27 protein-coding genes are annotated in these 26,070 nt (G+C 56.7%); 14 read left to right on the top strand and 13 right to left on the bottom strand.

Annotated elements, in window-relative coordinates; translation table 11 throughout:
• Positions 1-3: 3 nt before the first annotated feature.
• A complete protein-coding gene (locus ABLQ08_RS23080; RefSeq protein WP_352946989.1) occupies positions 4-750 on the top strand; it encodes an amino acid ABC transporter ATP-binding protein in 747 nt (248 codons plus the stop codon).
• A 48-nt stretch (positions 751-798) separates the two neighbouring features.
• Positions 799-1,737, top strand: a complete 939-nt coding sequence (locus tag ABLQ08_RS23075; protein ID WP_352946986.1) for an aminotransferase class IV — start codon at positions 799-801, stop codon at positions 1,735-1,737.
• A gap of 54 nt (positions 1,738-1,791) precedes the next feature.
• Here ABLQ08_RS23075 and ABLQ08_RS23070 read toward each other — a convergent pair whose 3' ends face one another.
• A complete protein-coding gene (locus ABLQ08_RS23070; RefSeq protein ID WP_352946983.1) occupies positions 1,792-2,211 on the bottom strand; it encodes an SAM-dependent methyltransferase in 420 nt (139 codons plus the stop codon).
• A gap of 11 nt (positions 2,212-2,222) precedes the next feature.
• Positions 2,223-2,756 carry a DMT family transporter gene (locus ABLQ08_RS23065; protein ID WP_352946980.1) on the bottom strand — a complete coding sequence of 178 codons (534 nt, stop codon included), beginning with the start codon at positions 2,754-2,756 and terminating at the stop codon, positions 2,223-2,225.
• On the opposite strand from ABLQ08_RS23065, the gene ABLQ08_RS23060 reads away from it, so the two are divergent.
• The 6 genes from ABLQ08_RS23060 (at position 2,757) to ABLQ08_RS23035 (ending at position 8,366) form a co-directional block, all read left to right on the top strand.
• Entirely contained in the window at positions 2,757-3,044 is a 288-nt protein-coding gene (locus ABLQ08_RS23060) for a TetR/AcrR family transcriptional regulator C-terminal domain-containing protein (protein ID WP_352946977.1), read from the top strand.
• Between the two features lie 200 nt (positions 3,045-3,244).
• Entirely contained in the window at positions 3,245-3,787 is a 543-nt protein-coding gene (locus tag ABLQ08_RS23055) for a 3-hydroxyanthranilate 3,4-dioxygenase (RefSeq protein WP_352946975.1), read from the top strand.
• Between the two features lie 67 nt (positions 3,788-3,854).
• Positions 3,855-4,841, top strand: coding sequence for a TRAP transporter substrate-binding protein (locus tag ABLQ08_RS23050; RefSeq protein ID WP_352946972.1), 987 nt, complete (start codon positions 3,855-3,857; stop codon positions 4,839-4,841).
• Positions 4,842-4,900: 59 nt separating this feature from the next.
• Positions 4,901-5,458, top strand: a complete 558-nt coding sequence (locus tag ABLQ08_RS23045) for a TRAP transporter small permease (RefSeq protein WP_352946969.1) — start codon at positions 4,901-4,903, stop codon at positions 5,456-5,458.
• Entirely contained in the window at positions 5,455-6,714 is a 1,260-nt protein-coding gene (locus ABLQ08_RS23040; protein WP_352946966.1) for a TRAP transporter large permease, read from the top strand. The genes ABLQ08_RS23045 and ABLQ08_RS23040 overlap by 4 nt, the downstream gene beginning before the upstream one ends.
• A 215-nt stretch (positions 6,715-6,929) precedes the next feature.
• Complete coding sequence (locus ABLQ08_RS23035; protein WP_352946964.1) at positions 6,930-8,366, top strand: NAD-dependent succinate-semialdehyde dehydrogenase; 1,437 nt, start codon at positions 6,930-6,932, stop codon at positions 8,364-8,366.
• Positions 8,367-8,370: 4 nt separating this feature from the next.
• Here ABLQ08_RS23035 and ABLQ08_RS23030 read toward each other — a convergent pair whose 3' ends face one another.
• Both ABLQ08_RS23030 and ABLQ08_RS23025 read right to left on the bottom strand, forming a co-directional pair.
• The gene (locus tag ABLQ08_RS23030; protein WP_352946961.1) at positions 8,371-9,318 is read right to left on the bottom strand and encodes a LysR substrate-binding domain-containing protein; all 948 of its coding nucleotides are present in this window, start codon (positions 9,316-9,318) and stop codon (positions 8,371-8,373) included.
• Positions 9,319-9,325: 7 nt separating this feature from the next.
• The gene (locus ABLQ08_RS23025) at positions 9,326-10,120 is read right to left on the bottom strand and encodes an aspartate dehydrogenase (protein WP_352946958.1); all 795 of its coding nucleotides are present in this window, start codon (positions 10,118-10,120) and stop codon (positions 9,326-9,328) included.
• A 166-nt stretch (positions 10,121-10,286) separates the two neighbouring features.
• On the opposite strand from ABLQ08_RS23025, the gene ABLQ08_RS23020 reads away from it, so the two are divergent.
• On the top strand, positions 10,287-11,240 hold the full coding sequence (locus tag ABLQ08_RS23020) for a dihydrodipicolinate synthase family protein (protein ID WP_352946955.1): 954 nt from the start codon (positions 10,287-10,289) through the stop codon (positions 11,238-11,240).
• 124 nt (positions 11,241-11,364) lie between these two features.
• On the opposite strand, the gene infC is transcribed toward ABLQ08_RS23020, so the two are convergent.
• Entirely contained in the window at positions 11,365-11,904 is a 540-nt protein-coding gene (gene infC / locus ABLQ08_RS23015; protein WP_352947647.1) for a translation initiation factor IF-3, read from the bottom strand.
• 316 nt (positions 11,905-12,220) lie between these two features.
• Here infC and ABLQ08_RS23010 point away from each other — a divergent pair, with 316 nt between their 5' ends.
• On the top strand, positions 12,221-12,670 hold the full coding sequence (locus ABLQ08_RS23010) for a translation initiation factor IF-3 (protein ID WP_352946953.1): 450 nt from the start codon (positions 12,221-12,223) through the stop codon (positions 12,668-12,670).
• Positions 12,671-12,685: 15 nt separating this feature from the next.
• Here the strand turns inward: ABLQ08_RS23010 and ABLQ08_RS23005 are convergent, their stop codons facing one another.
• Positions 12,686-13,063, bottom strand: a complete 378-nt coding sequence (locus ABLQ08_RS23005; RefSeq protein WP_352946951.1) for a YkvA family protein — start codon at positions 13,061-13,063, stop codon at positions 12,686-12,688.
• A 177-nt stretch (positions 13,064-13,240) separates the two neighbouring features.
• On the opposite strand from ABLQ08_RS23005, the gene ABLQ08_RS23000 reads away from it, so the two are divergent.
• Positions 13,241-13,669: a DUF4399 domain-containing protein gene (locus tag ABLQ08_RS23000; RefSeq protein ID WP_352946948.1), complete on the top strand. Its 429-nt coding sequence runs from the start codon at positions 13,241-13,243 to the stop codon at positions 13,667-13,669.
• A gap of 66 nt (positions 13,670-13,735) precedes the next feature.
• On the opposite strand, the gene ABLQ08_RS22995 is transcribed toward ABLQ08_RS23000, so the two are convergent.
• Positions 13,736-15,424 (bottom strand): acyl-CoA dehydrogenase family protein, encoded by a 1,689-nt coding sequence (locus ABLQ08_RS22995; RefSeq protein ID WP_352946945.1) that lies wholly within the window; start codon positions 15,422-15,424, stop codon positions 13,736-13,738.
• 163 nt (positions 15,425-15,587) lie between these two features.
• Between ABLQ08_RS22995 and ABLQ08_RS22990 the strand changes: the two genes are divergently transcribed.
• Positions 15,588-16,478 carry a YihY/virulence factor BrkB family protein gene (locus ABLQ08_RS22990; protein WP_352946943.1) on the top strand — a complete coding sequence of 297 codons (891 nt, stop codon included), beginning with the start codon at positions 15,588-15,590 and terminating at the stop codon, positions 16,476-16,478.
• Here ABLQ08_RS22990 and ABLQ08_RS22985 read toward each other — a convergent pair.
• Entirely contained in the window at positions 16,469-17,365 is an 897-nt protein-coding gene (locus tag ABLQ08_RS22985; protein WP_352946941.1) for a DMT family transporter, read from the bottom strand. The genes ABLQ08_RS22990 and ABLQ08_RS22985 overlap by 10 nt on opposite strands.
• Before the next feature lie 212 nt (positions 17,366-17,577).
• On the opposite strand from ABLQ08_RS22985, the gene ABLQ08_RS22980 reads away from it, so the two are divergent.
• Positions 17,578-19,509 carry a methyl-accepting chemotaxis protein gene (locus ABLQ08_RS22980; protein ID WP_352947644.1) on the top strand — a complete coding sequence of 644 codons (1,932 nt, stop codon included), beginning with the start codon at positions 17,578-17,580 and terminating at the stop codon, positions 19,507-19,509.
• 128 nt (positions 19,510-19,637) lie between these two features.
• Positions 19,638-20,822, top strand: a complete 1,185-nt coding sequence (locus ABLQ08_RS22975; protein ID WP_352946938.1) for an NAD(P)/FAD-dependent oxidoreductase — start codon at positions 19,638-19,640, stop codon at positions 20,820-20,822.
• A 71-nt stretch (positions 20,823-20,893) separates the two neighbouring features.
• On the opposite strand, the gene ABLQ08_RS22970 is transcribed toward ABLQ08_RS22975, so the two are convergent.
• The 5 genes from ABLQ08_RS22970 to ABLQ08_RS22950 form a co-directional block, all read right to left on the bottom strand.
• Complete coding sequence (locus tag ABLQ08_RS22970; RefSeq protein ID WP_352946936.1) at positions 20,894-21,691, bottom strand: alpha/beta fold hydrolase; 798 nt, start codon at positions 21,689-21,691, stop codon at positions 20,894-20,896.
• Positions 21,692-21,765: 74 nt separating this feature from the next.
• Positions 21,766-22,947: an adenylate/guanylate cyclase domain-containing protein gene (locus ABLQ08_RS22965; protein WP_352946934.1), complete on the bottom strand. Its 1,182-nt coding sequence runs from the start codon at positions 22,945-22,947 to the stop codon at positions 21,766-21,768.
• A 66-nt stretch (positions 22,948-23,013) separates the two neighbouring features.
• Positions 23,014-24,519 carry a glycosyltransferase family 39 protein gene (locus ABLQ08_RS22960; protein WP_352946932.1) on the bottom strand — a complete coding sequence of 502 codons (1,506 nt, stop codon included), beginning with the start codon at positions 24,517-24,519 and terminating at the stop codon, positions 23,014-23,016.
• A gap of 47 nt (positions 24,520-24,566) precedes the next feature.
• Positions 24,567-24,998: a GtrA family protein gene (locus ABLQ08_RS22955; RefSeq protein WP_352946931.1), complete on the bottom strand. Its 432-nt coding sequence runs from the start codon at positions 24,996-24,998 to the stop codon at positions 24,567-24,569.
• Entirely contained in the window at positions 24,988-26,022 is a 1,035-nt protein-coding gene (locus tag ABLQ08_RS22950; RefSeq protein ID WP_352946928.1) for a glycosyltransferase family 2 protein, read from the bottom strand. The genes ABLQ08_RS22955 and ABLQ08_RS22950 overlap by 11 nt, the downstream gene beginning before the upstream one ends.
• Positions 26,023-26,070: the final 48 nt, after the last annotated feature.

The following is a 26,070-nucleotide window of genomic DNA, read 5'->3' as shown; positions in this document are numbered from 1 at the left end:
TACATGTCTGACCTGTCCCACGCGGTTCGCATAAGAAGAATGGAAAAGTTCTATGGCGCGTTTCACGCGCTCAAGGACATCAACCTGGAAATCGGAAAAGGCGAGCGGGTGGTCATCTGCGGTCCGTCCGGTTCTGGAAAGTCCACGCTCATCCGCTGCATCAACAAGCTGGAAAACCATCAGGCCGGCTCAATCAATGTTCTGGGAACGGAACTGGATGACAATCTGGACAACATTGACGAGATACGGCGGGAGACCGGAATGGTTTTCCAGCACTTCAACCTCTTTCCGCACATGACCATTCTGGAAAATTGCACCCTTGCACCGCGTCTGGTGCGCAAGCAATCCCAGGCGGAAGCTGAAGAGATTGCAATGGCCTATCTCACCAAGGTGAAGATACCCGATCAGGCGGAAAAGTTTCCCGGCCAGTTGTCCGGCGGTCAGCAGCAGCGCGTTGCGATTGCCCGTGCGCTGTGCATGAAGCCGGAAATCATGCTCTTCGATGAACCGACATCCGCACTCGATCCGGAGATGATCTCAGAGGTGCTCGAGGTCATGATCGCGCTCGCCAATGAAGGCATGACGATGGTGTGCGTCACCCATGAAATGGGGTTTGCCCGTCAGGTCGCCGATCGCGTGGTTTTCATGGCGGATGGTCAGGTGGTCGAGGAGGCTCCACCGTCGGAGTTTTTCGACAGTCCCCGGCATGACCGCACGCGTGCATTCCTGAATCAGATCCTCGGGCACTGATCCGTTACCTGAAGAACCAAAGACCGATTTTCAAAGAAGCTCACTGTCATGAATGTACTTACAAGCCACTCCACCCATGATGCCCAGGAAGATATACGCAATCGCGACATCAAGATTTATCTGAACGGCGATCTGTTGCATCGGGACGAAGCCAAGGTCTCAGTCTATGACAGCGGCTTCATGCTCGGCGACGGCATGTGGGAGGGGATGCGCCTTTATCATGGCAAGTGGGCGTTCTTTGAAGAACACATGGATCGGTTTTTCAATTCCTGCAAAGCGGTCTCGCTTGATGTGGGGCTGGATAAGGAAGGCATCCAGGAAGCACTTGCCGCGACAGCAGAGGCCAATGGCATGACGCATGACGTTCATTGCCGTCTGATGTTGACACGCGGCGTCAAGGCCAAGCCTTTCCAGCATCCAGGTCTCAGCCGGTCCGGACCGACTTTGGTCATCATAATGGAGCATTCGAAGCCGGTCGAAACGCTTCAATCCAATGGCATTCGCCTGGCAACGGTTCCACAGGTTCGTGGATTGCCGATGAGCCAGGACGCCAAATACAACAGCCATTCAAAGCTCAATTGCGTCATCGCCTGTCTTCAGGCGGAGCAGGCCGGGGCCGATGAGGCGTTGATGCTCGATCCGCATGGGTTCGTCAACACGACCAATGCCTGCAACTTCTTCATCGTACGGCGTGGGGAGGTGTGGACGTCGTCCGGTGACTATTGCATGAACGGAGTAACCCGGCAGAAGGTCATCGATCTTTGCCGTAAGAACGACATTCCGGTCTTTGAGAAAAACTACACGCTCTACGAGGCTTATGGAGCCGATGAAGCGTTCCTGACCGGTACCTTCGGTGCCCAGACGCCGGTTGCTTCGATTGACGGCAAGGCGATCGGTTCGGGAGAAAACTCCGTTACTCGCCGGATCCGTGCGCTCTACAAGGAGCTCATTCAGGAAAATATCCGTGAGCAAGGAGGTCAGATCTGAGGTTCTGCCCAAAGGAGAACGGGAAAGAACCCCTTGGGAGTGGGGTTCCGGGAACTAGACGCTCATGTGGCTTGCAATCTCCTGTCGGGTTGCCGGCTTGATATCCAGCAGTCCGGTTCCATCCAGGTAATCCAGCCCCCGAACGATCAAACCATCTTCCCTCACATCGCCAACCGTGAGTACAGCTGCTGCGATCGGGTTCGGGCGGTGAGGGGACCGAAGCGAGAAGGTTCCCGTTGGTTCGCTGCCTGCACATCTCGGTCCTCTTTGCAGCATCAAGGATCTCTCGACGCCTTCAAACCAGTAAAGCAGCAATACGGATTGGTCGGATTCCAGTCCTGTCAAACCGTTGCGATATTCCGGTTTCAGAACGATCCGGCACTCCGGGCCGTTGAGCTGAATGTTGTTGGGACAGTCCTCCAGCCTTTCATAAGGTGTTCTGATCTTGCCGATGAAATTGAGTGTTGCGGTCACGTGCTTCTTCCTCATCGGGATTGTCTTGTTGAGTTCATTGCGTAGGCGAGGACCGTCACCAGGATGATTGCACCACCGGCAAAGTTCTGAACTGGCGGAATTTCCCCGAAAAAGCCGAAAGCAAAGAGTGGGGCAAAAACGGCTTCAACCATCAGGATGATGCCGACCTCGGGCGCGGTGATGTAGCGGGTGGCAACCTGGGACAACACCCGGCCGAAGGGCGCGGTGAACAGACCCATAAATCCCATGATGATCCAGGTGTTTGCGCTGTATGAGGAAGGCGTTGCGAAATAGGACATGACGATCGCCAGGAACAATCCTCCCATGCCGACGCTCGCCATACGGCTGACACCCTGAAACTTCCGCAAAAGGGTCTGATTGAGAGACAGGCAGGTGACCGCGAAAAACGCCAGGGCGTCACCCGCCAGGTTGACGGAGCCAATAGACCCCGACACCACGATCGCAATGCCGATCATGACCGAGCCGATGGCGAGCCACGTGGCGCGTCTTGTGACTTCTCCCAGGAAGATCCGACTGAAGAGCAATTGGAAACCTTCCGGTTGCTTGTCGCCGAGAGCGGCAAAGCGCCGGAGATCACAAAAGCCTTCTTCTCGGTTGGACCTGAGGATACGGGCGCCAGACTGTTCCGTTTCTTTGCCGAAAGGCTGAAACTTTCAGAGCCAGACCAACCGGTCAGACTATGGACGGCCATGTTGCTTGCATTGCGCGATGGCGTTCTGCTCGGGCGGGCACAGCCAACGGCCCGGGAAATTGAAGAGCATGCCCGCATTGCAACAGACTTCCTGCTGGCGGCGATTTCGTTTGAAGGCTGATCGCAGTCAGTAATGCCGGCGTGTCCCCGGAACACCGTCCTGGATCACGCTTAGGTATTTTGATTCTTTATATCCAATTTCAATATTAGTATTTGATTGAAATACCAAAATCTCCTCTTCTGAATTCATGGAGAAACCTGATCTAAAACGGGTTTTCAGGGATTTCTGCGGCAGGAACCGGCCGCCAGTGGAGGAATAAAGTGTCCAGACTAGCTGCGTTTAATTTCCAGAAATGGATTGACGAACACAAACATCTGCTCAAGCCGCCGGTCGGAAACCAGCAGGTCTGGAAAGATGCTGACCTGATGGTCACGGTCGTTGGCGGACCCAACAAGCGGACCGACTATCATGACGATCCGGTGGAGGAATTTTTCTATCAGCTGAAGGGCGACATGGTCCTGAAGATCTATGACGGCAAGGAATTTTACGATGTTCCGATCCGGGAGGGGGAGATCTTCCTGTTGCCACCTCATGTGCGTCATTCACCCCAGCGTCCGCAGGAAGGGTCCATCGGTCTGGTGATCGAACCGGCCCGGCCGGAAGGTGCGCTGGATGCGATCGAATGGTATTGTTTCGAGTGCCAGCATCTGGTTCATCGCGCCGAACTCGATCTTGAGTCGATCGTCGACGATCTTCCGCCAGTCTATCAGGCCTTCTACGCCTCCGAAGAGGACCGTACCTGCCCGAATTGCGGCTCGGTGCATCCCGGCAAGGAGCCGCCGGAAGGCTGGGTCACGCTTTAGAAAACCATATGAAAAAGAAGCCAGCCGCCTGCAGGAAGGCAAGCGGCGTGGAGCGGGAGGATTACACATGGGATTTGCGAAACTTTTCAGCCGCGTTGCGCCCGTCGCGCTATCTGCTCTGGTGCTGACGGTCGGATCGGCTTTCGCCAAGGAATTCCGCCTTGGCCTGATCACACCGCCGCCGCATATCTGGACGAAGGCTGCCGGCGACTTCGGCGAAGAACTGAGTTCCGCTTCCGGCGGTGAGCACACGGTGACAGTCTTCCCGTCCCGGCAGCTCGGCAATGAAGCGCAGATGATGCAACAGCTCCAGACCGGAGCTCTGGACATGGCGTTTCTGACCATCGCTGAAGTCTCTAACAGAGTTCCCGATTTCGGTGCGCTTTATGCGCCTTACATGGCGAACGATATTGGTCACGCGGGCCGTATCCTGAGATCCGATACTGCAAAGGATCTCCTGAACAGCCTGCCGCAAAAGGCAGGGGTTGTCGGATTGGGGTACGGGATGGCCGGTCTTCGCCAGATCGTCAGCCGTGATCCGATCGAAACCGCTGGCGACCTGTCAGGCAAGAAGCTCCGCATCACGCCCTTTGAGCCGATCAAGGACTTCTACAATTCCGTTGGCGCAGCTCCGACGCCGATGCCGTTGCCTGCGGTCTATGACGCGCTTGCAAATGGTCAGGTCGACGCCATCGATATGGACGCGGAATTGATCTGGAAGTTGAAATACTATGATCACGCGGACACGATCCTTGTTTCCAACCACATGATGTTCCCCATGGTCGGGCTTGTGTCGGCAAAGGTCTGGAAGGGCCTGTCGAAGGAAGACCGCGAAATGATTTCGACCATCATGGCCAAGCATCTCGACGGTGTGATCGACACCTATGTGGAAAAGGAAGCCGGTTGGCTGAAGGATGTCGAAGGAACCGGTAAGACCGTCCGGGAAGTGGATGCAACATTCTTTGAAAGTGCGATTGGCGACTGGGAGAATACCTGGTCCGAGAAAGCTCCGGCTCTGACCGATCTCAGAAAAGTTGCCGAAGACACGAAATAACCCGGCATGCTATCGAAAACTGGCCCTCATCGCGGGGCCGGTTTTTTAAGGACTACTGAATGCTTTATCGGTTCTCCGCATGGTGGGCGCGGTGTGAGGTGGCTCTTGCCGCATTCTGCGCAATGCTCGTCACCCTGCTAATTCTTGTGAATGTGGTTACGCGGGCGGCAAACAGCGCGATCTTCTGGATCGATGAAGCCGCGATCTACACTATGATCTGGATGACTTTCCTGGCAGCGTCGGCCGCCGTTCACCACAAGTCCAGCGTCAGTGTCAGCATTCTGGTCGACCTGTTGCCCCGCAACGGTCTTTCAATCGCGCACTTCCTTGTCGATCTTGTCGTTCTGGCTTTCGCAGCGATGAATATCTGGTTCTGCTGGATTTGGTTCAACCCCACCGGCCTGTGGGCAAGCGGGTTCGACGTCGAGGTTTTTCAGGGAGAAACCTTCAATTTCATCTATGCAGAACCAACCAACACGCTTGGGATCGGCAAGGCCTGGGTCTGGTTGATCATGCCGATTTTCGCACTTGGCTTCTGTCTTCACGCGATCAGCAACGTCGCGCATTCCTCAAGCGGCCTGTTTTTCTCCCGCGATGCAGGAAACGGACTGTCATGACCGGTGTTGTCTTTCTTGTGTTGTTGTTTGGCGCGGTCCCGATCAGTCTGGTGCTCGCTCTTTCTGCTGTTTGGTACATCCATGAGAGCGGTAATACCGTTCTTTATGAGTCCTTCGCCCAACAGATGTTTTCCGGGATCGAGAATTACGGATTGCTCGCGATCCCCTTGTTCATGCTGACGGGAGAGTTGATGAACGAAGGCGGCATGACCGGAAGGCTTGTCCAGGCCGCCAGGGTCTTCGTCGGTGGTTTCAGAGGCGGTCTGGCCTACATCAATTTGCTTGCAAACATGTTCATGGCGGCAATCATCGGGTCGGCTGCCTCGCAGATTGCCGTGATGTCACGGGCGATGGTCCCGGCCATGGAAAAGGAAGGCTACAGCCGTGACTTCGCGGCGGCGACCACGGCGGCAGGCGGTCTGCTATCCCCGATCATTCCACCGTCGATGCTGTTCGTCATCTACGGCGTTCTGGCGCAGATCCCCATTGGCGACATGTTCCTGGCGGGCATCATTCCGGGACTGCTCCTGTCAGCCGCGTTCTTCCTGATCGTGATGCTGGTCGGCCTGACACAGGATTTTCCAAAGAGTGCCTGGATGGGCAGGTCGGACGCGCTGGCAGCCCTGCGGGATTGTCTCCCTGCGGCGCTTATTCCGTTGGCAATCGTCGGCGGTATCTTGTTTGGGGTGGCGACTCCGACCGAGTCGGCAGCGGTTGCTTCGCTCGTTGCCTTCGTGATCGGAACGGTGGTCTACAAGGACCTGAAACTGTCGCGGCTTGGACAGCTTTTCGTGCGGACGGCAAAGAATTCGAGCCTGGTGATCTTTCTGATCGCGACCGCGAACGTATTCGGCTGGGTGATCATTTATGAAGCGATCCCGCAGAAACTTGCAGCTCAGATCACGACCATTACCTCGGATCCATTTGTTTTCCTGCTGATTGTCAATTGCGCCCTGTTCTTCATCGGCATGGTTCTGGATGGCATTGCCGCCCTGATCCTGATTGCTCCGATCCTGCTGCCGATCGCGCAAACGAACTACAACATCGATCCGTTTCAGTTCGGGGTCATAATCTGCCTCAACCTGGTGCTTGGTTTGCTGACACCGCCGGTTGGTGCCGGGCTCTATATCACGTCCGCCATGACCGGTTCCAAGCCAATGGCGATCGTTCGCCAGCTTTACCCGTTCCTGGCGGCCGTGGCGCTGATCCTGGTTCTGCTCAGCTGGCTGCCGGCTTTGACGACGGTCCTGATCTGACACCGGTATCCGATTTGTTCCAGTCATCACCCCGCATCGGATGAAACCGGGCGACGCTCATTTTTTTGTCAATTAATATCAACCGCTTATGAGCTTCAGGCGTCTCAGTTTCTGATATTCAATTATGCGATAACAGGATCATTTCATATTAATTGATGGAGCGCCGTCTGACTTGTTAGTGGTTTGGAAAGTGGCCGAAACGAACAAGGCAGACCATGCATAGCTATCCCGATCTCCACCTGTATATCGACGGTCGGTTCCGGAAGACCGCGGAGACGTTGCCGGTTTTGAATCCGGCGAATGAAGAGGTGATTGGTGCGCTTCCCATAGCCCGCCAAACCGATCTGGATGATGCGCTGCAGGCAGCTGAGCGTGGCTTCAGGATCTGGAGCAGAACAGCCCCTCGGGAGCGCAGCGATATCATCATGAAGGCCGCCCGTCTGATGCGGGAACGGATCGATGATATTGCCTTTTCCATTACCCTGGAGCATGGCAAGCCCTACCGGCAGGGGCAACTGGAGGTTATTCGCGGCAGTGAGTTCTTCGAATGGGACGCGGGCGAATGCCAAAGGCTCTATGGGCGTGCGATCCCGGGCGCACAGGGCATCCGCCATACTGTGCTGCGCCAGCCGATAGGAACCGTTGCCGCCTTTGCTCCCTGGAACTTTCCGATGAGCCAGCCTGCTCGCAAGGTCGCCGGAGCCTTGGCCTCCGGCTGTTCGGTCATCCTGAAGGCGGCGGAAGAGACACCTGCCGGAGCGTTGCATATTGCGCAGGCTTTTCACGATGCGGGCCTGCCTGCCGGAGTTCTTAATCTGGTTTTCGGTGTTCCGGCCGAGATTTCGTCCTACTTGATCCCACAGGATCAGATCCGTCTTGTCGCATTTACCGGATCCACCGTGGTCGGCCGTCACCTGACGGGACTGGCGTCCGACCACATGACGTCCGTCCTGATGGAGCTCGGGGGACATGCCCCTGTTGTCGTTTGCGACGATGTCGACCCGGTACAGGTTGGGCCGATCTGTGCCAGCCGCAAATATCGCAACGCGGGCCAGGTCTGTACCTCGCCGACCCGTTTCTATGTCGGCCGGACGCAGTTCGACGCCTTCACGAATAGTTTCGTCAGGAGCGCTGAAAGTATTGTCGTTGGTGACGGACTGGAACACGAAACAGAGATGGGGCCGGTTGCCAATGATCGGAGACTGGCGGCCATGTCGGAGCTGGTGGAAGACGCCGTTTCCTGCGGGGCGGAGCTTCGCGCCGGTGGCCGAAGGATCGGCAGCAAAGGATACTTCTTTGAACCGACCGTTCTGGCCAATGTGCCTGACACGGCGCGGATCATGTCGGAAGAGCCGTTCGGGCCGATTGCCATCATCAATCCGGTAGACACCGTCGAAGATGGCATCCACCATGCGAACAAGCTGCCATTCGGCCTCGCGGCTTACGGTTTCACGCATTCCGCAGCCAATGTCGAAAAACTGGTAGAGGGCGTGGAGACGGGCAACCTGTCGATCAACACGCTTGAAGCCTCACTGCCCGAAACGCCATTTGGCGGCGTCAAGTCAAGCGGCTACGGCCGTGAAGGCGGCGAAGAAGGGCTTCACCACTACACGGTCGTCAAGAACGTCTCGCACAAGATCGCGATTGACTGAACGGTCAGTGCATAGTTGCTGCCGCGACATGAAGGGCTTCCAGGAAAGCCTGACAGACAGGTGAGGGGTGGCCGTGTTGCCGGTAGGACACGCCGACCGGGCCCGAGCCGAAGGGGACCTTCCAGTCGATTGTCTTGAGGCAACCCAGAGCAATGTCCTGGGCGGGAACGTGCGCCGGCATCAGGCCGATCAGGTCCTGAGACTGCATCAAGGTGCGATTGGTCAGATAAGAAACGGATTCGAATATCATCGGTGGAACGTAAAGCCCCTGCTCGATGAAGAACTGATCCAGCTGCCGGCGCAGGCTTGTCTCGATCAGCGGCATGATCCAGCCGAACGGTTTTAGCTCTTCGAAGGAAATGTCGTTCCTGTCCGCCAGAGGGTGGTTCGGACCGGTGACGGCGACAATCTTCTCGTCGTAGAGTTTTTCCTGAATGATCTCGCTGCGATGCCTGTGGGTCGGCAACCGGCCGACGACCAGATCGATCTCTCCGGAGCGCAGGGCGGGCATGAGAATTTCATTGGTGCCCTCCACCACCTTGATGGCAACGTTCGGACGTTCACACATCACGGTTTCAATCGCCATTGGAAGCAATTGCGGCGAGGCTGCCAGAAGCGTACCGATCACGACCCGCCCGCTGCTGCCTTCATTGAGGTCGTCGAGTTCCTGAGCGGCATTGGAAACCTGCGCAAAGATCAGTTTGCCATGGCGGATGAGCGCTTCGCCGAAAGCGGTCGGAACGACGCCGCGGTTGGTGCGGTCGAACAACTGAACCTCGAAATCGAGTTCAAGATCCTTGATCATTTTGGTGGCCGCAGGCTGAGAGACATTCAACTCCCGTGCCGCGTTCTGAATATTGTTGTGCTTGCCAACAGCAACCAGGAGCCGCAACTGCTTCAACTTGAGCCGTGTGAGTACGCGTTCAACGATCCGGGTATGCCGCGCCGCCATGAGGTTCCTAAAAAACGATTGTACCTGTCTGTTGTTCTATAGAGCTGATTACGCTCATTGCGGCAAGAGCCGAGCTTCTTGGATTGTCGGCCAGTGCCTTGCCCGAAATCCTGAATTCAAAGGTTCCAAACTCTCCTTCGGCCTGAATGTCGTGAATGTTCGACGTGATGCCAGGATCTGCAATCAGTTCCACGGCGGTTTTGTCGAAGCCGATCCCGGCAAGTGCGACAGCTGCCGCAACATTGGCGTTTTTCGGATATTCGATCGCGGCCTGACGGGCGGAGCCCTGGAAGTGAGTTTGTGGTGCACCCTTCAAGGCTTGAAGATCGAGTTTCGTTACGGCCGGCGAGCCAAGCCATCCCGCCGGCGGCTTGCGGCCGGTATAACGGACCGAGGTCAGTTGACCGACTCGCGCCGCCCGCAGGCAATCCAAAGCGCCAATGGCGCCACTGGCAAGATGGAGCTTGCTCTCGCCCTTCGTGGCGGCATTCGTCAGCGCAGAATACAGATCATCGTCTGCGAGGGCGCCGATAGAGACAGTTGTCAGACTTCGCCCGGTAACGAGAATGTCCGGGCCGTAGTCGCGCAGCCCCGCATGTCCGGCACAGTCGATCACGTGCTCCACGTTGTCCGGCAGATCGGCAACGTGATAAAGGACACTCGGTTTCTCGGCACCTGGTCGATGCTCCGATGCTGCGCTGTCTGCACGCAGAAGCAGGGCTTCTACCGTGTGTCCCCGGGCGAGCAGATTGGATTTGACATATTGAGCGATGGCGCCGTTGCCGATCAGGGCGAATTTCATCAGGACCTCGATTTTGGGCAAAATCTAACTGCAAAAAACGTCCACTTGATATCCATTCTTGTTATACCGGCTTGCGTTCTTTGAATTTGGTTTTGAAACACCTTTTTGGTCCTATCCGGCAAAGACTTGCCCGTATTTGGGTGTTGCGGACTTGGGACTTCGGCCGATGAAATATTCAAGACTAGATGCAAAAGACTATGCCAGAGCAAACATGCGCGGAATATGGGCCGCGGCTCTGAATCCGTTCAACCAGGACCTGTCGTTGGACGAAGCGGGTCTGAGGTCGAACATTCGCCACTGGATTGATGACCTGGATATCCAGGGACTGTTCATCGCAGGCAAGCAGGGCGAATTCTTTTCCATGTCCCTGGAAGAGCGCAAGCGCAACTTCGAAATTGCCGTTGACGAGTGCGATGGCAAGGCCGGAACGATCATGTCCGTCTCCGACCAGAACCTGAACACCGTTCTGGAACTGGCGCAGCATGCGCAGGATTGCGGTGCCGACTACGTGGTCGTTCACGCGCCGGTTCTGAGTTTCGTGCAGGATCGCGGCGAGGTGCTTTACCAGTATTACAAGGCGATCTGCGACAAGGTCGATATCGGCATCGCGATGTGGAGCCATCCCGATTCCGGTTATCTGATGAAGCCGGAAGAATGCGCCCGGATTGCCGAGTTGCCGAACATTGTCGCGATAAAGTATTCGGTGCCGCGCGACATGTATGTCCGTCTTACCCACATGGTCGGAGACAAGATCCATGTCTCAACCGCGTCGGAAGAAGAGTGGTTGGACAATATCGAGGAACTGGGTTGGAAACTCTACCTGTGTTCCTCGCCTCCGTATCAGCTTCAGACGCGCAACGACAAACGCATGGATGAATATACAAGGCTTGCCTTTGCCGGACGTTTTGACGAAGCGCGCAAGGTACGAGACAGCCTGAATCCCGTCCGAGAGGCCATGAAAGCCGCGCGTCCTGCCGATAAGCCGCAGGCCTTCGGAAAATTCTGGCTGGAACTGCTGGGTCAGGTTGGTGGCCGGGTTCGCGCGCCGATGCTTGAACTGACCGATACTGAAAAACTTGCCGTTCGCAATGCATTTGAAAACTGCGGACTGAAGGTCTGAGCAAGTTTAGACGAAGCACCGGAGTGGGTTGGTTGCCGTCACCTGAATTCGATATCGGCACCAAGCAAAAAGAAACCCCGCCGAAGCGGGGTTTCGAATTTCATAAGTCCTGAGGTGGAAACGCTTATTTCAGCGGTGCCAGGACCATCACCATCTGGCGGCCTTCCAGCTTCGGAGCGGATTCGACCTTGGCGATTTCAGCAGTTTCCTCACGAACTTTGTTCAGGAGTTTCATGCCGAGATCCTGGTGTGCCATTTCACGGCCGCGGAAGCGGAGCGTGACCTTCACCTTGTCACCGTCATTGAAGAAACGCAGCATGTTTCGCATCTTCACCTCATAATCATGGGTGTCGATGTTCGGACGCATCTTGATCTCCTTGATCTCGACGGTCTTCTGTTTCTTGCGAGCTTCTGCAGCTTTCTTCTGGGCCTGATACTTATACCGGCCATAGTCCAGGATCTTGCAGACTGGCGGATTGGCGTTCGGCTGGATTTCTACAAGATCCAGACCTGCATCCAATGCGATACCCATCGCTTCTTCGGTCGGCACGACGCCTCGGTTGGCGCCTTCGTGATCAATCAACTGGACTTCGCGAACGCGAATTTCTTGGTTGGTGCGCGGGCCTTCCTTCGTAGGAGGCGGGGCGCGGAACGGACGGCGAATGGTCGCAATCTCCTCTATCGTTTCTACTAGGCGCTAGGTTTGGCTCGGTCCATGCACGAAAACCCTCGGAACATCTGTGCCGAGGTGTTTGCTTGTGCGTGTCCTAACGCCATGCCTTAAGCTCCTGCGAATTCGGCCAAAAGTCAACCGAAAACAGCGCTTCTGGCGTGATCCGGTTGTGTTTTTGCTTGTCTGTGACGCCGGCGGCTTGTTGAACCTTCCATCCGATGCACAGCTTGCAAATGTGCCTGTTGTATTTTGACGGGCAAAGAGTCAAGTAGGGATCAGGTGTGTCTTTTTCAGGGAAGGATGGAAATTGGACGGTGGAAAGTTTCTGGTTCAGCTCCTGAAGATCGTTTGCGGGTTCATTTTCGCGCTCATAGCATCCGGCCTGTTTCTTGCCTGGGGCTTTTTCCAGGCAGCACATCCCGGCGAAGATCCGGTCGCTTTCGCCACAATGGTCGGAACGGGACTTGTCGGCGCAAGCGTGGTCGGGGGCGCAGCCCTTGTTCCCGCTGCCGTTCTGATCACGGTCGCGGAACTCGCGCGGCTGCGCGGGGTGATTTTTCATGTTGCAGCAGGCGGCGGGGTCGCATTCCTGCTCTGGACCTTGGGATCGGCAGCTGAAGTGGAGGGCATTCGGCCCGGCAGTTCCGTCGCGCTCGCAGCAGGATTTCTCGCCGGCTTCGTCTATTGGCTGGTTGCCGGCCGCACCTCGGGGGCGTGGCTGGGCAACTCGAAGCCGGATCTTTCCGGAGCTGACTGATCCGGAGAAGCGGCGTCAGTCGAGGTTACCGTCCTTGAGAGCATCCCGCGCAGCCTGATAATGATCTTCCCGCATATGGCTGCGGATCATGGCAATCGCAGCCATGAGAACCGTGGCATCGTCACCGAAGCCAACGCCAATCAGAAAATCGGGAATGGTGTCGAGTGGCAGGACGAAATAGGCAAGCGCGGCAAACAGGGTTGCACGTACCTTGGTCGGCGTTGCCGGATCAAGCGCGCAGAAGTAACCGGCGACAACATCTTCCATGAACGGAATTTGCCTGGCTGCCTTGCGCGCTGTCGCAAGCAGTTTCTGCCTGATCGACTGCTTTTGCTCTTCCTCCGGGCCGAGGATTTCAGGATCAAATCCGAGATCTTCGAAAGTCGTGTTCATGAAAGCCTTCCCACCTGCTGCATCCCTTAAAGATAGGCTTTGCCTCACAAGTCTTCAACTTTGCCGGAATTTTGGGCCACGAGTGCTCTCAAGACTTGTCTTCCTGCTTTCGGCTCTAGTTTCTTTAAAGTTACGATTTTGGAAGTGTTGCGACATGTCATTGTCAGGGAGAAAATCATGAAATTCGGCAAGATTACAATGTGCGCGCTTGCACTGACTGGCTTCGCGTCTGTTGCCATTGCAGGGGAAACACCGGCGCCTGAGGGGGCAGAACTCTATTTTATCAACATAAAGGACGGGGACACGGTCAGCAGCCCGGTCACCATTCAATTTGGTCTCAAGGGCATGGGTGTCGCCCCTTCGGGGACTGAACAGGAAAACACCGGCCATCATCATCTCATCATCAATGAGGCGATAGAGGGCGAGGAATTGAACGAACCGATCCCCGCAGATGACCAGCACATCCATTTTGGTGGCGGCCAGACGGAAACCACGATCGACCTGCCGCCCGGAACACATGAATTACAGCTTGTGCTGGGAGACTGGACCCATATTCCGCACAATCCGCCGGTCATGTCCGATAAGATCACGATTACGGTCGAGTGATCCGGAAGAGTCTGATCAACTTTCGAGTTCTATTAAAAGGAGGGCGGCAATGCCGCCCTCTGAGCCTCAGGCGTTTCCGCGTGTTTCCAGAAGGCGGCGGGCAATAACCTGTGCCTGGATCTCGGCCGCACCTTCAAAGATGTTGAGGATGCGGGCGTCGCACAGAACCCGTGAGATTGCGTATTCCTGCGCAAAGCCGTTGCCGCCATGGATCTGTAGGGCGTTATCGGCAGCGGCCCAGGCGACACGTGCGCCGAGCAGCTTCGCCATTCCGGCTTCGAGATCGCAGCGTTTGCCGGAATCCTTCTGCCAGGAAGAGAAGTAGGTGAGCTGCCGGGCGATCATCAGCTCGGCGGTCATCATGGCCAACTTGTCGGAAACGCGCGGGAAATTGACCAGCGACTTGCCGAACTGGATGCGTTCCTCCGCGTAGCGCAAGCCGAGATCCAGAGCCGATTGAGCGACACCAAGTGCGCGGGCGGCTGTCTGGATGCGGGCACCTTCAAAGGTTTGCATCAGCTGCTTGAAGCCTTCGCCCTCAACCTGGCCCAGAAGATTGTCGGCCTTTACCTCAAACCCATCAAAGGCGATTTCATATTCCTTCATGCCGCGATAACCGATCACCTCGATCTCGCCGCCACTCATGCCTTCAGCCGGGAAAGGATCCTCGTCCGTGCCGCGCGGCTTTTCGGCGATGAACATGGAAAGGCCCTTGTAACCTGGCTCGTCCGGATTGGTTCGGGCGAGCAGGGTCATGATATCTGCGCGTACCGGATGGGTGATCCAGGTTTTGCTGCCTGAGACTTTCCAGGTGTCACCGTCCTTGACCGCACGTGTTCTCAGCGACGCCAGGTCGGAACCGGTGTTGGGCTCCGTGAAGACCGCGGTCGGCAGGATTTCGCCGGAAGCAATCTTCGGCAGCCAATGTTCTTTTTGCTCGTCCGTGCCGCCGCACAGGATCAGCTCGGCTGCGATCTCGGAACGCGTGCCAAGGGAGCCGACGCCGATATAGGCGCGTGACAGTTCCTCCGACACCACACACATGGCCTCCTTGCCGAGGCCGAGACCGCCATAGTCTTCAGGGATGGTGAGACCGAAGACGCCGAGCTCGGACATCTGGTTGATGACATCAAGCGGAATGTACTCGTTCTTGAGATGCCATTCGTGGGCGTTGGGCACGACGGTGTCTTCTGCGAAACGGCGCATCTCATTGCGGATTTGCTCCATCGTCTCATCGAGACCCGGATCGCCGAAAGTGGAATGTCCGGCCTGATCACGGATGAGGCGGGTGATTTCGCTGCGGATGTCGGCGGAATTGCCGCTTTCAATCAGAGCTTCGATCTCCGCGGTGCGAAACGAACCGGCTTCTTCACCGGAAATGCCGAGATCGGACAGACGGACAATTTCGCCCTGGTTCATGGGAATGCCGCCGAAAATCTGCGCGAGATACTCTGCGAATCCAAGCTGGACAATCTTGTCTTCCAGGGGCCCATAGCGTCCTTCACCGGCAAGCCGGCGGGCATAGGCATCGAGCTGTCGAAGTGATTCGACGTAGGTTGCCAGCCAGGCAAGGCCATGAGTTGCCCGTTGCTCTTCTTCCATGCGGCGGGAGGAGATCCGGCCGTCGTCCGTCACGAGCGCGCGCACTCGCTGCGCTGCAAGATCAAGCAGGCGGTCAAGCGTTGCAACGGCTCCTTCCGTTCGATCGGTAAGGCTATCCGGCTTATTTGCTGCCGTCATAGCTGCAGTGGACATAGGCGATCTCCGTATTCATTTGTTGCGCAAACGCGCTTGTTGTTGAAGCTATGTTGCGTCGCACACCGCCATTTGTCGAGCGGGAATTTCTTCACCTTTTGGAGGAGGCAGTTTTCAGAAGTCACCACTTGACGGGAACAAGCTGCAAAGGCCACATCTGTCTATGAGCTTGCGCCAGACATTTGTGGTCACATATGCCGTCCTGAAAGACGCCATCGGACACTTCACCCGGGATGACGGATTTGCAATGGCCAGCCATGTGGCGCTGTCCGGGTTGCTGGCAATTTTCCCGCTGCTGATCTTCATCGCGTCGCTTGCCGGGTTTTTCGGATTTAACGATGCGGCCGATACGGCATCCGATCTGCTTTTCGATGCCTGGCCGGAAAGCGTTGCCGCTCCGGTGGTGCGCGAAATTCACAACGTGCTGACGGTGCGCCGTGGGGACCTTCTGACATTCGGTGCCGTTGCCGCGCTGTGGTTTTCCTCAAATGGCGTGGAGGCCCTTCGCACCGCGCTCAACCGCGCCTACCGGCAGCAGGAACCCCGGTCGATCATCTTTCTTCGCATGCAGTCGCTCGGGCTGGTCCTGCTCGGGGCGGCCATCCTGCTGACATATACGTTTCTGGTGGTCCTTGCGCCTCTGGCGATAGAAACCCTGAAGTCCTACGTGCCGAAGGTCGAACCTTTTCTGCTTTCCATCAACGTTGCGCGGTACACACTTGCCGGTTCGCTGCTGGTGATCGGGCTGTTCATCACCCATTGGCTGCTACCGGCCGGCCGGCGGTCGTTTCAGGATCTGTGGCCGGGTGTGCTTGCAACGCTGATCATGTGGATCATTGCGGGCAGTGCATTTGGTGCCTATCTGGCAAGTTTCGCCAACTACGTGTCCACCTATGGCGGTCTGGCAGGGATCATGACCGCCCTGATCTTTCTCTATATCTGCGCCCTGGTGTTCATCCTTGGAGGCGAGCTGAATGCCGCGATATCCCGTCAGCGCCGCTATTGGGAGCGTCAGAAGAACAAGCGCGACCCATCGCCCGCCATTCAGGCCTGAAGGCGTCGGCTACGGGGCTTGCCGGTGGATCCGCGGATTGTCAGGACAGCGCTGATGACCAGAACCATTCCGCCAATCTGGACGTACGAGAGTGTTTCTTCAAAGAGGAAATAGCTCTCGACAGCCGTTGCCACCGGCACCAGGTAAAACAGGCTCGCCACCTGGGAAACCGCGCCCTCGCGGATCAGAAGCATCAAGAGCAGGATCGCTCCGACCGAAAGCCCAAAGACCAGCCAGACCATTGCGAAGATCAGTTCACCCGACCACGTGATCTGCCAGGTTTCGAACAGGCTGAAGGGAACCGTCACCAGCAGCGCTCCGACATATTGCCAGGTGGTTGCCGCCAGGAGATCGATGTTCTGCGCAAATCGTTTCTGGTAGACGGTGCCGAAGCTGATGCCGACGACTGCAACGAAAGCTGCCGCGATCGTTGCGGGTGTGATGCCTGTTCCGCTCAGGTCGAATTTCGGTCCAAGCACCAGAACGAGCCCGGTTGCTCCGATGGCCATACTGAGCCAATGCTTGCCGGATACCGATTCCTTCAGCAGCAGAACGGCCATGAAGGCCGTGAGGACCGGTTGCAGTCCGACGATGATGGACGATGCACCCGCCGGCATGCCTTGCTTGATCGCCCAGAAGACACCACCGAGGTAAACGCCGTGCACCAGCATGCCGATCACGACACAGTGCAGGATCGCACCGGGTGACGTCGGCCACTTTTTGGTCAGCAGCAAAGCCAGCACGAACAGGATCGGCAAAACCGCGATGAATCGTATTGTCAAAAATGCCCAGGGCTCGATGTATGGCGCCCCCAGTTTGGAACCGACAAAGCCGGTTGACCACAACAAGACGAAAATAATCGGCGCGGCTTTGGTGAGAAAATTCAACTGCGGCCTCAATGGGAAAGCATGCTTCTGCAGGACTGCAGACAGCTTGGTTTGGCATTTTATACGCTCGTTAACCGTAAATTGGCATTTTTGGCCAACTCTGAATCCGGTGTTGGAGCTATAGGGGACATACGCCGGTGGCCTTCGGATCGCAATCACCTTTTCAGATCTTGTCGAAATTGTCAGTCAAGGTAAGAGTTCTCGCGTTGAGCATGTTCACGATTGTCGGCTTGCTGGCAATCGGTGGGGTCTTCTTCTGGAGCCAGAGCGAGTTGAACTCCGCTTTCGCCCGGATGGGAGACAGTTCGATGCTTGCGGAGAAAGTCGCAAGCCTGTCCGAGACTGCCGCAACATTGCGAGCCGTTGAGAAGCGTTACCTGAGCGCGCCTTCTTCAGAGAGCTTCAACACCTTTGGCGAAAATCTCGGGGAAGCGAACGAAATTCTCGCAACAATCGCTGCCAACTCCTCGGCGGCGGCCTATCAAGCCGAAATTGCCGACGTGAAGGACACGCTGGAAGGGACGCAGGGCGCGTTCGAGATGCTCGACAGCGTCCAGCAGAAGATCGGTTACGATGCCACTCAGGGATATCTTGCGGTTCTCAACGAAAAGACCGGTGCCGTGAAACACCGGCTGCAGGAAGAGATGAAGTTCGGCGGTGGTCCGGATTTCGAGAAACTTGCCCGCGCCATTCTCGCTGTTCAGCTGGCGGAAAAAGAATTCACGATGAACAACACGCCGGACGCCGTGGAAGCGTTCGAAACCCAATTTGCAGCGTTCGAAAAGCTGCTGAAGAAGGTCTATATCTCCGACGCGATCAAGAAAGAACTTGCCGACAACATGGCGGTCTACAAGACGACGTTTGATGAATATGTCGTTGCTTCGTCGGAGAAGGTCGACAATGTCGCTTTGCTTGAATCCCTGTTTGAGCTTGTACCTCCGCATATTGCGTCGCTGAGCGCAGCCGCCGCGAATATCCAGAAAGAAGCTGCGGCCCAATTGGGAATGGCCAGGTCCATTGCGGCTTTCGCCATCGGCGGAACCATCATTGGTCTGCTGGTCCTGCTGCCGGCCATTGCCTGGCTGATCGGTCAGTCTATCGCGCGTCCGTTGGGTCATTTGCAGACGGCCATGGAGACGCTTGCCAGCGGGCAAACCGATCTCGACCTTCCTGACGTTTCCGGCAACACAGAGCTTGCTTCGATGAGCCGCACGGTCCAGGTCTTCCGCGACAACGCTGTCGAACGTGCAGAACTCGCTGCCGCGCAAAATGACGAAAATCGCCAGCGGGAAGAGCGTGTCGCGCGGCTGGACAATCTGATTGGTCGCTTCGAAGGAACCGTTTCGTCGGCGCTCAACAGCCTGGATCGGGCGAATGATGAGCTGAAACAGACGTCACAATCCATGGAAAAGGCTGCTGACGATGTTGCAGGTCAGTCCGATGAAGCTGCCGGCGCAGTCCGTAACGCGGCGGAAAACGTGACCTCTGCGGCTCATTCGGCCGAAGAACTTGCCGCCTCTATTTCCGAGATTGCAAGCCAGGCCAACAAGTCAACCGAAGTTGCTCAGCAAGCGGTTCAAAGCGCTTCGTCCACGGTCGCGACCATGCAGGAGCTTTCGAGCGCGGCCGACCGCATCGGTGAGGTCATGGGATTGATCCGGGACATTGCCAATCAGACCAATCTGCTTGCATTGAACGCGACCATCGAGGCAGCCCGCGCCGGCGAAGCCGGCAAGGGGTTCGCCGTTGTTGCCGCCGAGGTCAAGCAACTGGCCGATCAGACGTCCAAGGCTACCGAGGACATTGCCGTTCAGATCGAAGCGATCCAGGGATCTTCCGGACAGGCGGTTCAGGCAATCGAGGACGTCAACAAAATCATTTCCGACATGGAAGGTCTGGCGTCGGCTGTTGCAGCCGCGGTTCAACAGCAGGATGAGGCGGTTCAGGCCATTTCTGAAAACGTCTCCAATGCGTCCCAACGCTCGGAAGAAGGTGTCTCCAGCATGTCGGCAGTCGGTTCAGCTGCGGAACTGGCGCGGACAAGTGGTGCCGAAGTGGAGCAACTTGCAGAGTCGCTTGGCGAGCAAGGGTCACTGATCCGTCAGGAAGTCGCCGACTTCCTTCAAGGTGTTCGCAGCGCCTGATACATGAATTCTGTTTCAAACGCCGTGAAGTTTTCTTCGCGGCGTTTCGTCCGTCTGGCGGGCGGTCAATCTTCGTGCTACGCCAAGGCACAAAGTTTCAGGACCGAGCGTGAAGAAGGCGAAACGGAATGCAGGAAGAAGTCGTCATCGTCGGTGCCGGACAGGCCGGTGCACAGGTCGCGCAATCTCTGCGGCAGGGGGGATTTGAAGGCCCGCTGCGTTTGATTGGTGATGAGCCGCATCCCCCTTATCAGCGGCCGCCGCTTTCCAAGAAATTCCTTGCGGGCGAGGTCGATGCAGAAGGGCTCTGGCTTCGGCCTCCGGCGTTTTTCGAGACGAACAACATCGACCACATCCCGGGTGCTCGGGTTGTCGCGATAGATCGCGGCGCCAAGCGATTGCAACTGGAAAACGGAGATACACTGTCCTATGGCAAGTTGGTGCTGGCAACAGGGACTGACGCCCGCCGGCTGAAACTCGACGGAGCGGACAAGAAGGGCGTTGTGACCCTGCGTTCGATTGCGGATGTCGACGATATCCGCGAGCGGATGAAGTCAAGCCAGCGGGTTGCCATTATCGGAGCAGGTTACATCGGTCTTGAAGTTGCCGCCGTTGCGAAGGCTCTGGGCAAGTCGGTCAGCGTAATCGAGGCTCAGGACCGCCCGATGAAGCGGGTGGTGAGCGAGGCCGTTTCGGATTATTTCACAAAGCTGCACCGCGATCAGGGCATCGATTTGCGGCTCAATACCGGCATTGACGCCATTGTTGGAGATGAAACGGTTAGCGGCGTCAAGCTGAACAACGGCGAAATCGTTCCGGCGGAGCTGGTTCTGGTTGCCGTTGGCGCGGAGCCGAACGATCATCTTGCCGAAGAAGCGGGCCTTGAGGTCGATAACGGAATTCTTGTCGACGGTTCAGGTCAGACAAGCGATCCGGATATCTATGCGGTTGGCGATTGCACGCGCTTTTATTCCAATCGCTACCAGCGCTCCGTGCGCATGGAAAGTGTTCAGAACGCGATCGACCAGGCCAAGGCTGCCGCGCAGGCTATCCTTGGACAGGATGTCGATTATGATCCGCTTCCCTGGTTCTGGTCGGATCAGTATGACATCAAGCTTCAGATCGCAGGTCTGTCGGAAGGGTATGACGACACCGTGATTGTCGGGGCGCCTGACGACAACAAGTTTTATGTCGCTTACCTGAATGCGGGCCGGTTGATCGCGGTCGACAGCATCAATTCTCCACGCTCGCACATGATGGCCCGCCGGGTGATCGGCGAGACTTGGCGCGAAGGTTTGCTGCCTGACGCTTAGGAGTAAAGACGATCTTGTCGGCGATCACGAAAGTCATTGTGATCGCCGAATCGTTTAAAATCGCAGGAATGTCAGGCCGTTTTGGTGTTCTGCAAGATCAGTCTCGTGACTTCCTTCGGAATTTCCAGATGCGGCATGTGGCCGACGCGCTCGAAAATATGCGTCGCGACGACACCCGGCAGTTTGTGTGCCTGCCGCGTCGGCAAGACGCGATCCTGCGTACCCCAGATCACTTTGATGGGCATCGGCAGGTCGGCCAGCTCATTGCGCGGAAGTGTCTTTTGTACCGATCCGTCGATTATTTCTTCCGCGATTGCTTCCAGCGTTGCCGCTGCCCCCGGACGCGAACGGCTTTCTGCGGCGGTCTTTGCCAGGAATTTCGGCAATCTGAACTCCCAGCCGAAAAACTGCTCCAGCAGGATTTCCATTTCTCTGGCATCTGTGGCAGTCGCATAGCGGCGCAGCAGGCGATGATTGATTTCAGGACCGAAGCCGCCTGGCGACAGCAACGTGAGACTTTTCACTGCATCCGGGTTTCGTAGGGCTACCAGGGATGCGACGGCCCCTCCCATCGAGTGTCCGACAAGATGGAATTTGGTCAGTTCCAGGGCTTCAAGCGATTGAGAAACCGCTTTGGCCGCGACACCGGCGTTTCCGATCCTCGGCCAGTCGAGGGCCTCTCCATGACCGGGCAGATCGAATGCCAGGGAGCGTTTTGAAGGTGCCAGAGCTGTCTGGATGTTCAGCCAGGTTTGGCGGTCTCCTCCGAAACCGTGCAGAAGTATGATCGGGGCTCCTTCGTCCGGGGTTTTGGCTTCCTGTTCCCGATAGGGCAGGTGCGGGCGGGTGATCGGGCGAAGGTCGTTCATGCTTTTCCAGTGGGGTTGTAGTTCGAGAATGAGAAGAACGGGTCTGAAGGGGCGGGGTTCCGGCTATTGCGGTGTTACTCCAAGGCAAACAGGGATTTTCTGCCGGTAAAGCCTCCCAGTTCATATTCGCCGACAGGGCGGGATCTGTTACCGGCAAGCTTTGCAACGTCATCTGTCATAAGCACATCCGAACCGGCTGTCTTGGTCAAACTTTCGATCCGGGCTGCGGCGTGGACACTTTGTCCTATGACCGAAAATGTCAGCCGATCGGACACGCCGATATTGCCGAACATGACCGAGCCGATGGACAGGGCTATGCCTGCCTTCAATGGATGCTTGTGCGACGAGCCCGCGTTGATCGTCTGAAGCCGCATTCGCGTGTCATCCGTGGCGGCAATCGCCTTGGTGACCGCGCTTGCAAGGTCTTGCTGAGCGGTCGGAAAGACACCCAGGACAGCGTCGCCGATAAAATCCAGGACTTCTCCGCCATTTGCCAGGACGGCGCCTGCAGTGGCCTCAAAATAAGCGTTCAGCCATGTCAGGTAATCGTCTGGTCCAAGAGCCTCCGCAATGGCAGTGGAATGACGCATGTCGCTGAAATAGATCACCGCATCAATCGTCTCGCCGTCACCGTGGCGGATCTGCCCGTTCAGGACCTTGCCGCCGGCAATCTTTCCCAGATACGTCTCGGCGATCGTTCTGGTTATCTGACCTTCGATTGTGGCCCGTGCGGCCAGCGCCAATCGCTTCTGTATGTAGCGGATTGCGGTCAGGGCATCATCGGAAAAACCGTTTTCTTCCCGGGTTGCCCAACTTACGATGATCCCGGTATTGGGATATTCCCCCTTGATTGCCGGGAGTTCAAACTCGGTGGGCAGCACCATGTAGTCCGTGTATCCGTTCTCCGACAGCTCTGACAGCAACGGATAATCGTAGGGTGCATTTGCGTTGGTCAGGCGCCTGCGCAGCATGGGTTCGCGATTGAGCAGGACTGCCCGGACCGGACTGTTCAGCCATTCCTCGGATTCTTCCTGAGCATGCGCAATGCGTTCGTGGTGAACCGTACTGCCGTTCTCCCAGTAAGCGTATTCGGCTTCAATCAACGGATGCAGTGTGGACCAGGTCAACATGGCCCGGTCGACGGGAACGCTGCACAGGCGCAGCCGTTCACACATCTCAGCGAACATTGATGCAAGGTTCGGTGAACCCAGTGCCTGGCCGATGAGCCAATCCTCAATGTCGTCGATTTCCGCCATGCTGATCATGGCGTCAAGTTAGTGAGCTTTTGCTGCGGTTTCCAGACAGCTGTGCACAAGCGGTCCCTATTTTTCAGGTCCTTCGGATATTTTACCGGGTGGAATGATAAGCCAATTGACGGTGGCATCCGGCATGTCGCCCCAAGTCTGGTACGGGAATGATTTGGATCCTTCACGAACCGCATCCGGATAGTGCTGCAAAATCTCGGGTAACGGTGCATCCCGCTCGCCTCGCCAGACGATCATCAAGCCTTTTGTCTGGACGTCTTCAAGGTCGATCCACGGGCTCAGGAGCTGATCGTGAAGATAGAACATCGATGGTCGCGAGGGGGCGTGAAGCGTGACATTGGCGGCGGACCACATGTCACCTGCGACATAAGCGAGCTCAGTTCCCATCCTGTCTTTCCAGTGACTTGCCAGGTCCTGCGCTACAGCGGGACCGGGATAGTGGATGCGCGTTTGCTTGTTTTTCCAGTAAGGCTCCAGAACGGCCTGGCCGAAAATGATCGCCAGGAAAATGGTCTGAATGGTGAGAGCCGCGGCAAGAGCCCGGCGCGGGAACCGCCAGAGACCGGGAAGGGCGAGGAAACGGACGGCGAGAACGCCCGAAAGGACGAACATCGGGGTGCCCCACATGTGTTCGAACTCGTTGCCGGTCACAGCAGAAGCCAGGAGAACGACGGTCAACGGAACAAAGGCAAACCAGAGCAGAAAGCGATCGCTTGACGGTTCAGGATGCAGATCGGATTGACGCTTCCTGTCCTTGAAGGACTTCAAACCCGTCCAACCGAGCCCGGCAAGGACGACAAGAAACAGTCCCGCGTGATTGCCGATTTGCGCCGCCAGGAAATTCACCGGATTGAAGATGTGGGCGATGAACGAAGTCGCCGGTTTGCTGCGGCTGGCGGCATATTGCAGTGTCAGGAATTCCGTTTCCAGGAGCCACTGGAAATGCGGCAGCAGAAGTACGACACAAATCAGGGTGCAAAGCCATGGTCCAATGGTCAGTACGTGTCTGCGCGCATCGGCAAAGACCAGTGCGTATAGGCCAATGGTGCCGATCAGCAGCAGAACGAAATACTTGGTGTAAAGTCCAAAGGCTGCCAAAGCGCCGAGCAGAAGCCAGTCCAGCCAGCGCCCTTTGTCGAGGGCCTTGTGGAACAGCAGTATCATGCCCGCCCAGACAGGGATCTGGAGGATGTTCGGATTGAACTCCGGCATGGGCAGCGTGAAATAGAATGTAACGCTGGTCAGCACGATGGCCCAGAACGCCTGCCAGTCTCCGAGCCCCAGACGCCGGGCGATTTTCCAGATGAACAGATATCCGAGCGCGGCACAAAGCGCACTCAGCCAGTAAGCCCCGAAAGTGCGACCGCCCGTCAGCTGATAGGCCGCCTCAAGGAGCCAAGCCTGCATGGGCGGGTGTTTGGTATAGCCGAGTTGAAGTTCTCGTCCCCAGGCAAATCCCTCGACCACGTCCAATGGCGGATTGGGGAAGGTCAGCGTTGGGATCAGCGCATAAAGCAGGCAAAGGAGCCCTGCATAGGTTAGCGCGGCGCGGGATGCTGTCATGTCACGGAGACTCATTTCAGTTTTTCTTCCTGTCCGCAGCATGGTCTTCAGGTTTCTGCATGACGGTGGGAGAAGGCCCAGAGCCGGGATCCCAGGAATGTAAAAGCAGGAACGATTGCGATGGAGAACCAGAGCCCGAACAGGTCAGGCCAGGGGAGGAATTGCAGCCACAAGGCAAGCACCGACGAATTGAGCAGGAAACCGGACACAGCAATGACGAGAAAGCGCTTCATGCTCTTCAAAGCTGTTCCGCTGCGGCGCAGGTGTGAAAAACTCCAATAGTAGTGGCCACTGAAGGACACGCTGAAGGCAACCAGAAACCCGCAGATATTTGCCGGAAAGGCTGTTAGCGCCCCTGATTCCAGAAGGAAGGAGGCAACACCGGCGTGAGTCAGGGTTGCAATCACACCGATAATTGCGAACTTGCCGGCCGCCGCGGTTTCCGTCTTCAGCTTTTGCCGCGTTGCCTCAGCTGCCATTTGAGGCCTTGTCAGCCCGGGTGCAGTTTTCGGCCGGGCTGCCTTCGATGACATCTTGAAGAATGTAGACGGGTCGCTGTTTTGCCTCGTTGAACAGGCGGGCAATGTATTCGCCGACCATACCGATCGATAGCAGCTGAACACCGGAAAAGAACAGCAGCGCGACCATCAGAGAGGCATAACCGGGTACATCGATGCCGGACACGAAGACGCGCAAGATCAGGTAGAGCGCATAGGCAAATGCTCCGAGGGAGACCAGTACTCCGCCATAGAACCAGACACGAAGCGGCAATGTCGTGAAGCCTGTCAGACCGTCGAGGGCAAAGTTCCAGAGCTTCCAGTAATTGAACTTGCCGGTGCCTGCCTTGCGCGGAGGGCGCTCATAGGGAAGCGCCATGGCGGGAAAACCGACCCAGGCGAACAGCCCCTTCATGAACCGGTTTCTCTCCGGCAGACGCAACAGCGCATCGATAACGACGCGGTCAATCAGGCGGAAGTCGCCTGCGTTGGCCGGCATGTCGATATTGGCGAGCCGGTTGAACAGGCGATAGAACATGCCCGCCGTCGAACGCTTCATCAGCGTATCGGAAGACCGGTCGACCCTTAGTCCGTAAACCACATCGTATCCGGCGCGCCAGCCATCCAGCATCTGCAGAATGAGCTCCGGGGGATCCTGCAGGTCTGCATCGATAATGACCGCGATGTCGCCCTTTGCCGCTTCCAGTCCTGCGGATAGCGCAGCCTCCTTGCCGAAATTCCGTGAAAGCGCCAGCAATCTTCCGGGCAGGCCGTCCTGCAACTGCCGGGACAGAATATCAGCGGTCTTGTCCCGGCTGCCGTCGTCGATAAAAACGTACTCGTAGTACAGGCCTGTCTGATCCAGAACAGGCCGGGTCGCTTCCAGGAAGTGGAGAATAACGTCTTCTTCGTTGAAGACCGGCACAATGACGCTGAGCATTGGAGCTTCCGGACGGGTGCTTTCCCGTCTGGAGACGTAAATTTTCGAAGCGGCGCTTGTTGGCATGGAGTGCTCTTGAAGATTGAAGCTGGCGCAAACTGCCGGAATTTCACG

This window comes from Roseibium sp. SCP14 (genome assembly GCF_040329475.1).
Lineage (GTDB): Bacteria > Pseudomonadota > Alphaproteobacteria > Rhizobiales > Stappiaceae > Roseibium.
This window is presented reverse-complemented; position numbering and strand designations above follow the sequence as displayed.

What these genes read in the sequence shown, in the direction of transcription:
- ABLQ08_RS22960 (WP_352946932.1), bottom strand. Translation starts at nt 24,519, where the DNA reads ATGACAGCATCCCGCGCCGCGCTAACCTATGCAGGGCTCCTTTGCCTG.
- ABLQ08_RS23000 (WP_352946948.1), top strand. Translation starts at nt 13,241, where the DNA reads ATGAAATTCGGCAAGATTACAATGTGCGCGCTTGCACTGACTGGCTTC.
- ABLQ08_RS22955 (WP_352946931.1), bottom strand. Translation starts at nt 24,998, where the DNA reads ATGGCAGCTGAGGCAACGCGGCAAAAGCTGAAGACGGAAACCGCGGCG.
- ABLQ08_RS22980 (WP_352947644.1), top strand. Translation starts at nt 17,578, where the DNA reads ATGTTCACGATTGTCGGCTTGCTGGCAATCGGTGGGGTCTTCTTCTGG.
- ABLQ08_RS23035 (WP_352946964.1), top strand. Translation starts at nt 6,930, where the DNA reads ATGCATAGCTATCCCGATCTCCACCTGTATATCGACGGTCGGTTCCGG.
- ABLQ08_RS23045 (WP_352946969.1), top strand. Translation starts at nt 4,901, where the DNA reads ATGCTTTATCGGTTCTCCGCATGGTGGGCGCGGTGTGAGGTGGCTCTT.
- ABLQ08_RS23025 (WP_352946958.1), bottom strand. Translation starts at nt 10,120, where the DNA reads ATGAAATTCGCCCTGATCGGCAACGGCGCCATCGCTCAATATGTCAAA.
- ABLQ08_RS23080 (WP_352946989.1), top strand. Translation starts at nt 4, where the DNA reads ATGTCTGACCTGTCCCACGCGGTTCGCATAAGAAGAATGGAAAAGTTC.
- ABLQ08_RS22990 (WP_352946943.1), top strand. Translation starts at nt 15,588, where the DNA reads ATGAGCTTGCGCCAGACATTTGTGGTCACATATGCCGTCCTGAAAGAC.
- ABLQ08_RS22965 (WP_352946934.1), bottom strand. Translation starts at nt 22,947, where the DNA reads ATGGCGGAAATCGACGACATTGAGGATTGGCTCATCGGCCAGGCACTG.
- ABLQ08_RS23005 (WP_352946951.1), bottom strand. Translation starts at nt 13,063, where the DNA reads ATGAACACGACTTTCGAAGATCTCGGATTTGATCCTGAAATCCTCGGC.
- ABLQ08_RS22950 (WP_352946928.1), bottom strand. Translation starts at nt 26,022, where the DNA reads ATGCCAACAAGCGCCGCTTCGAAAATTTACGTCTCCAGACGGGAAAGC.
- ABLQ08_RS23050 (WP_352946972.1), top strand. Translation starts at nt 3,855, where the DNA reads ATGGGATTTGCGAAACTTTTCAGCCGCGTTGCGCCCGTCGCGCTATCT.
- ABLQ08_RS23030 (WP_352946961.1), bottom strand. Translation starts at nt 9,318, where the DNA reads ATGGCGGCGCGGCATACCCGGATCGTTGAACGCGTACTCACACGGCTC.
- ABLQ08_RS22975 (WP_352946938.1), top strand. Translation starts at nt 19,638, where the DNA reads ATGCAGGAAGAAGTCGTCATCGTCGGTGCCGGACAGGCCGGTGCACAG.
- ABLQ08_RS23040 (WP_352946966.1), top strand. Translation starts at nt 5,455, where the DNA reads ATGACCGGTGTTGTCTTTCTTGTGTTGTTGTTTGGCGCGGTCCCGATC.
- ABLQ08_RS22995 (WP_352946945.1), bottom strand. Translation starts at nt 15,424, where the DNA reads ATGTCCACTGCAGCTATGACGGCAGCAAATAAGCCGGATAGCCTTACC.
- ABLQ08_RS22970 (WP_352946936.1), bottom strand. Translation starts at nt 21,691, where the DNA reads ATGAACGACCTTCGCCCGATCACCCGCCCGCACCTGCCCTATCGGGAA.
- ABLQ08_RS23075 (WP_352946986.1), top strand. Translation starts at nt 799, where the DNA reads ATGAATGTACTTACAAGCCACTCCACCCATGATGCCCAGGAAGATATA.
- ABLQ08_RS23020 (WP_352946955.1), top strand. Translation starts at nt 10,287, where the DNA reads ATGAAATATTCAAGACTAGATGCAAAAGACTATGCCAGAGCAAACATG.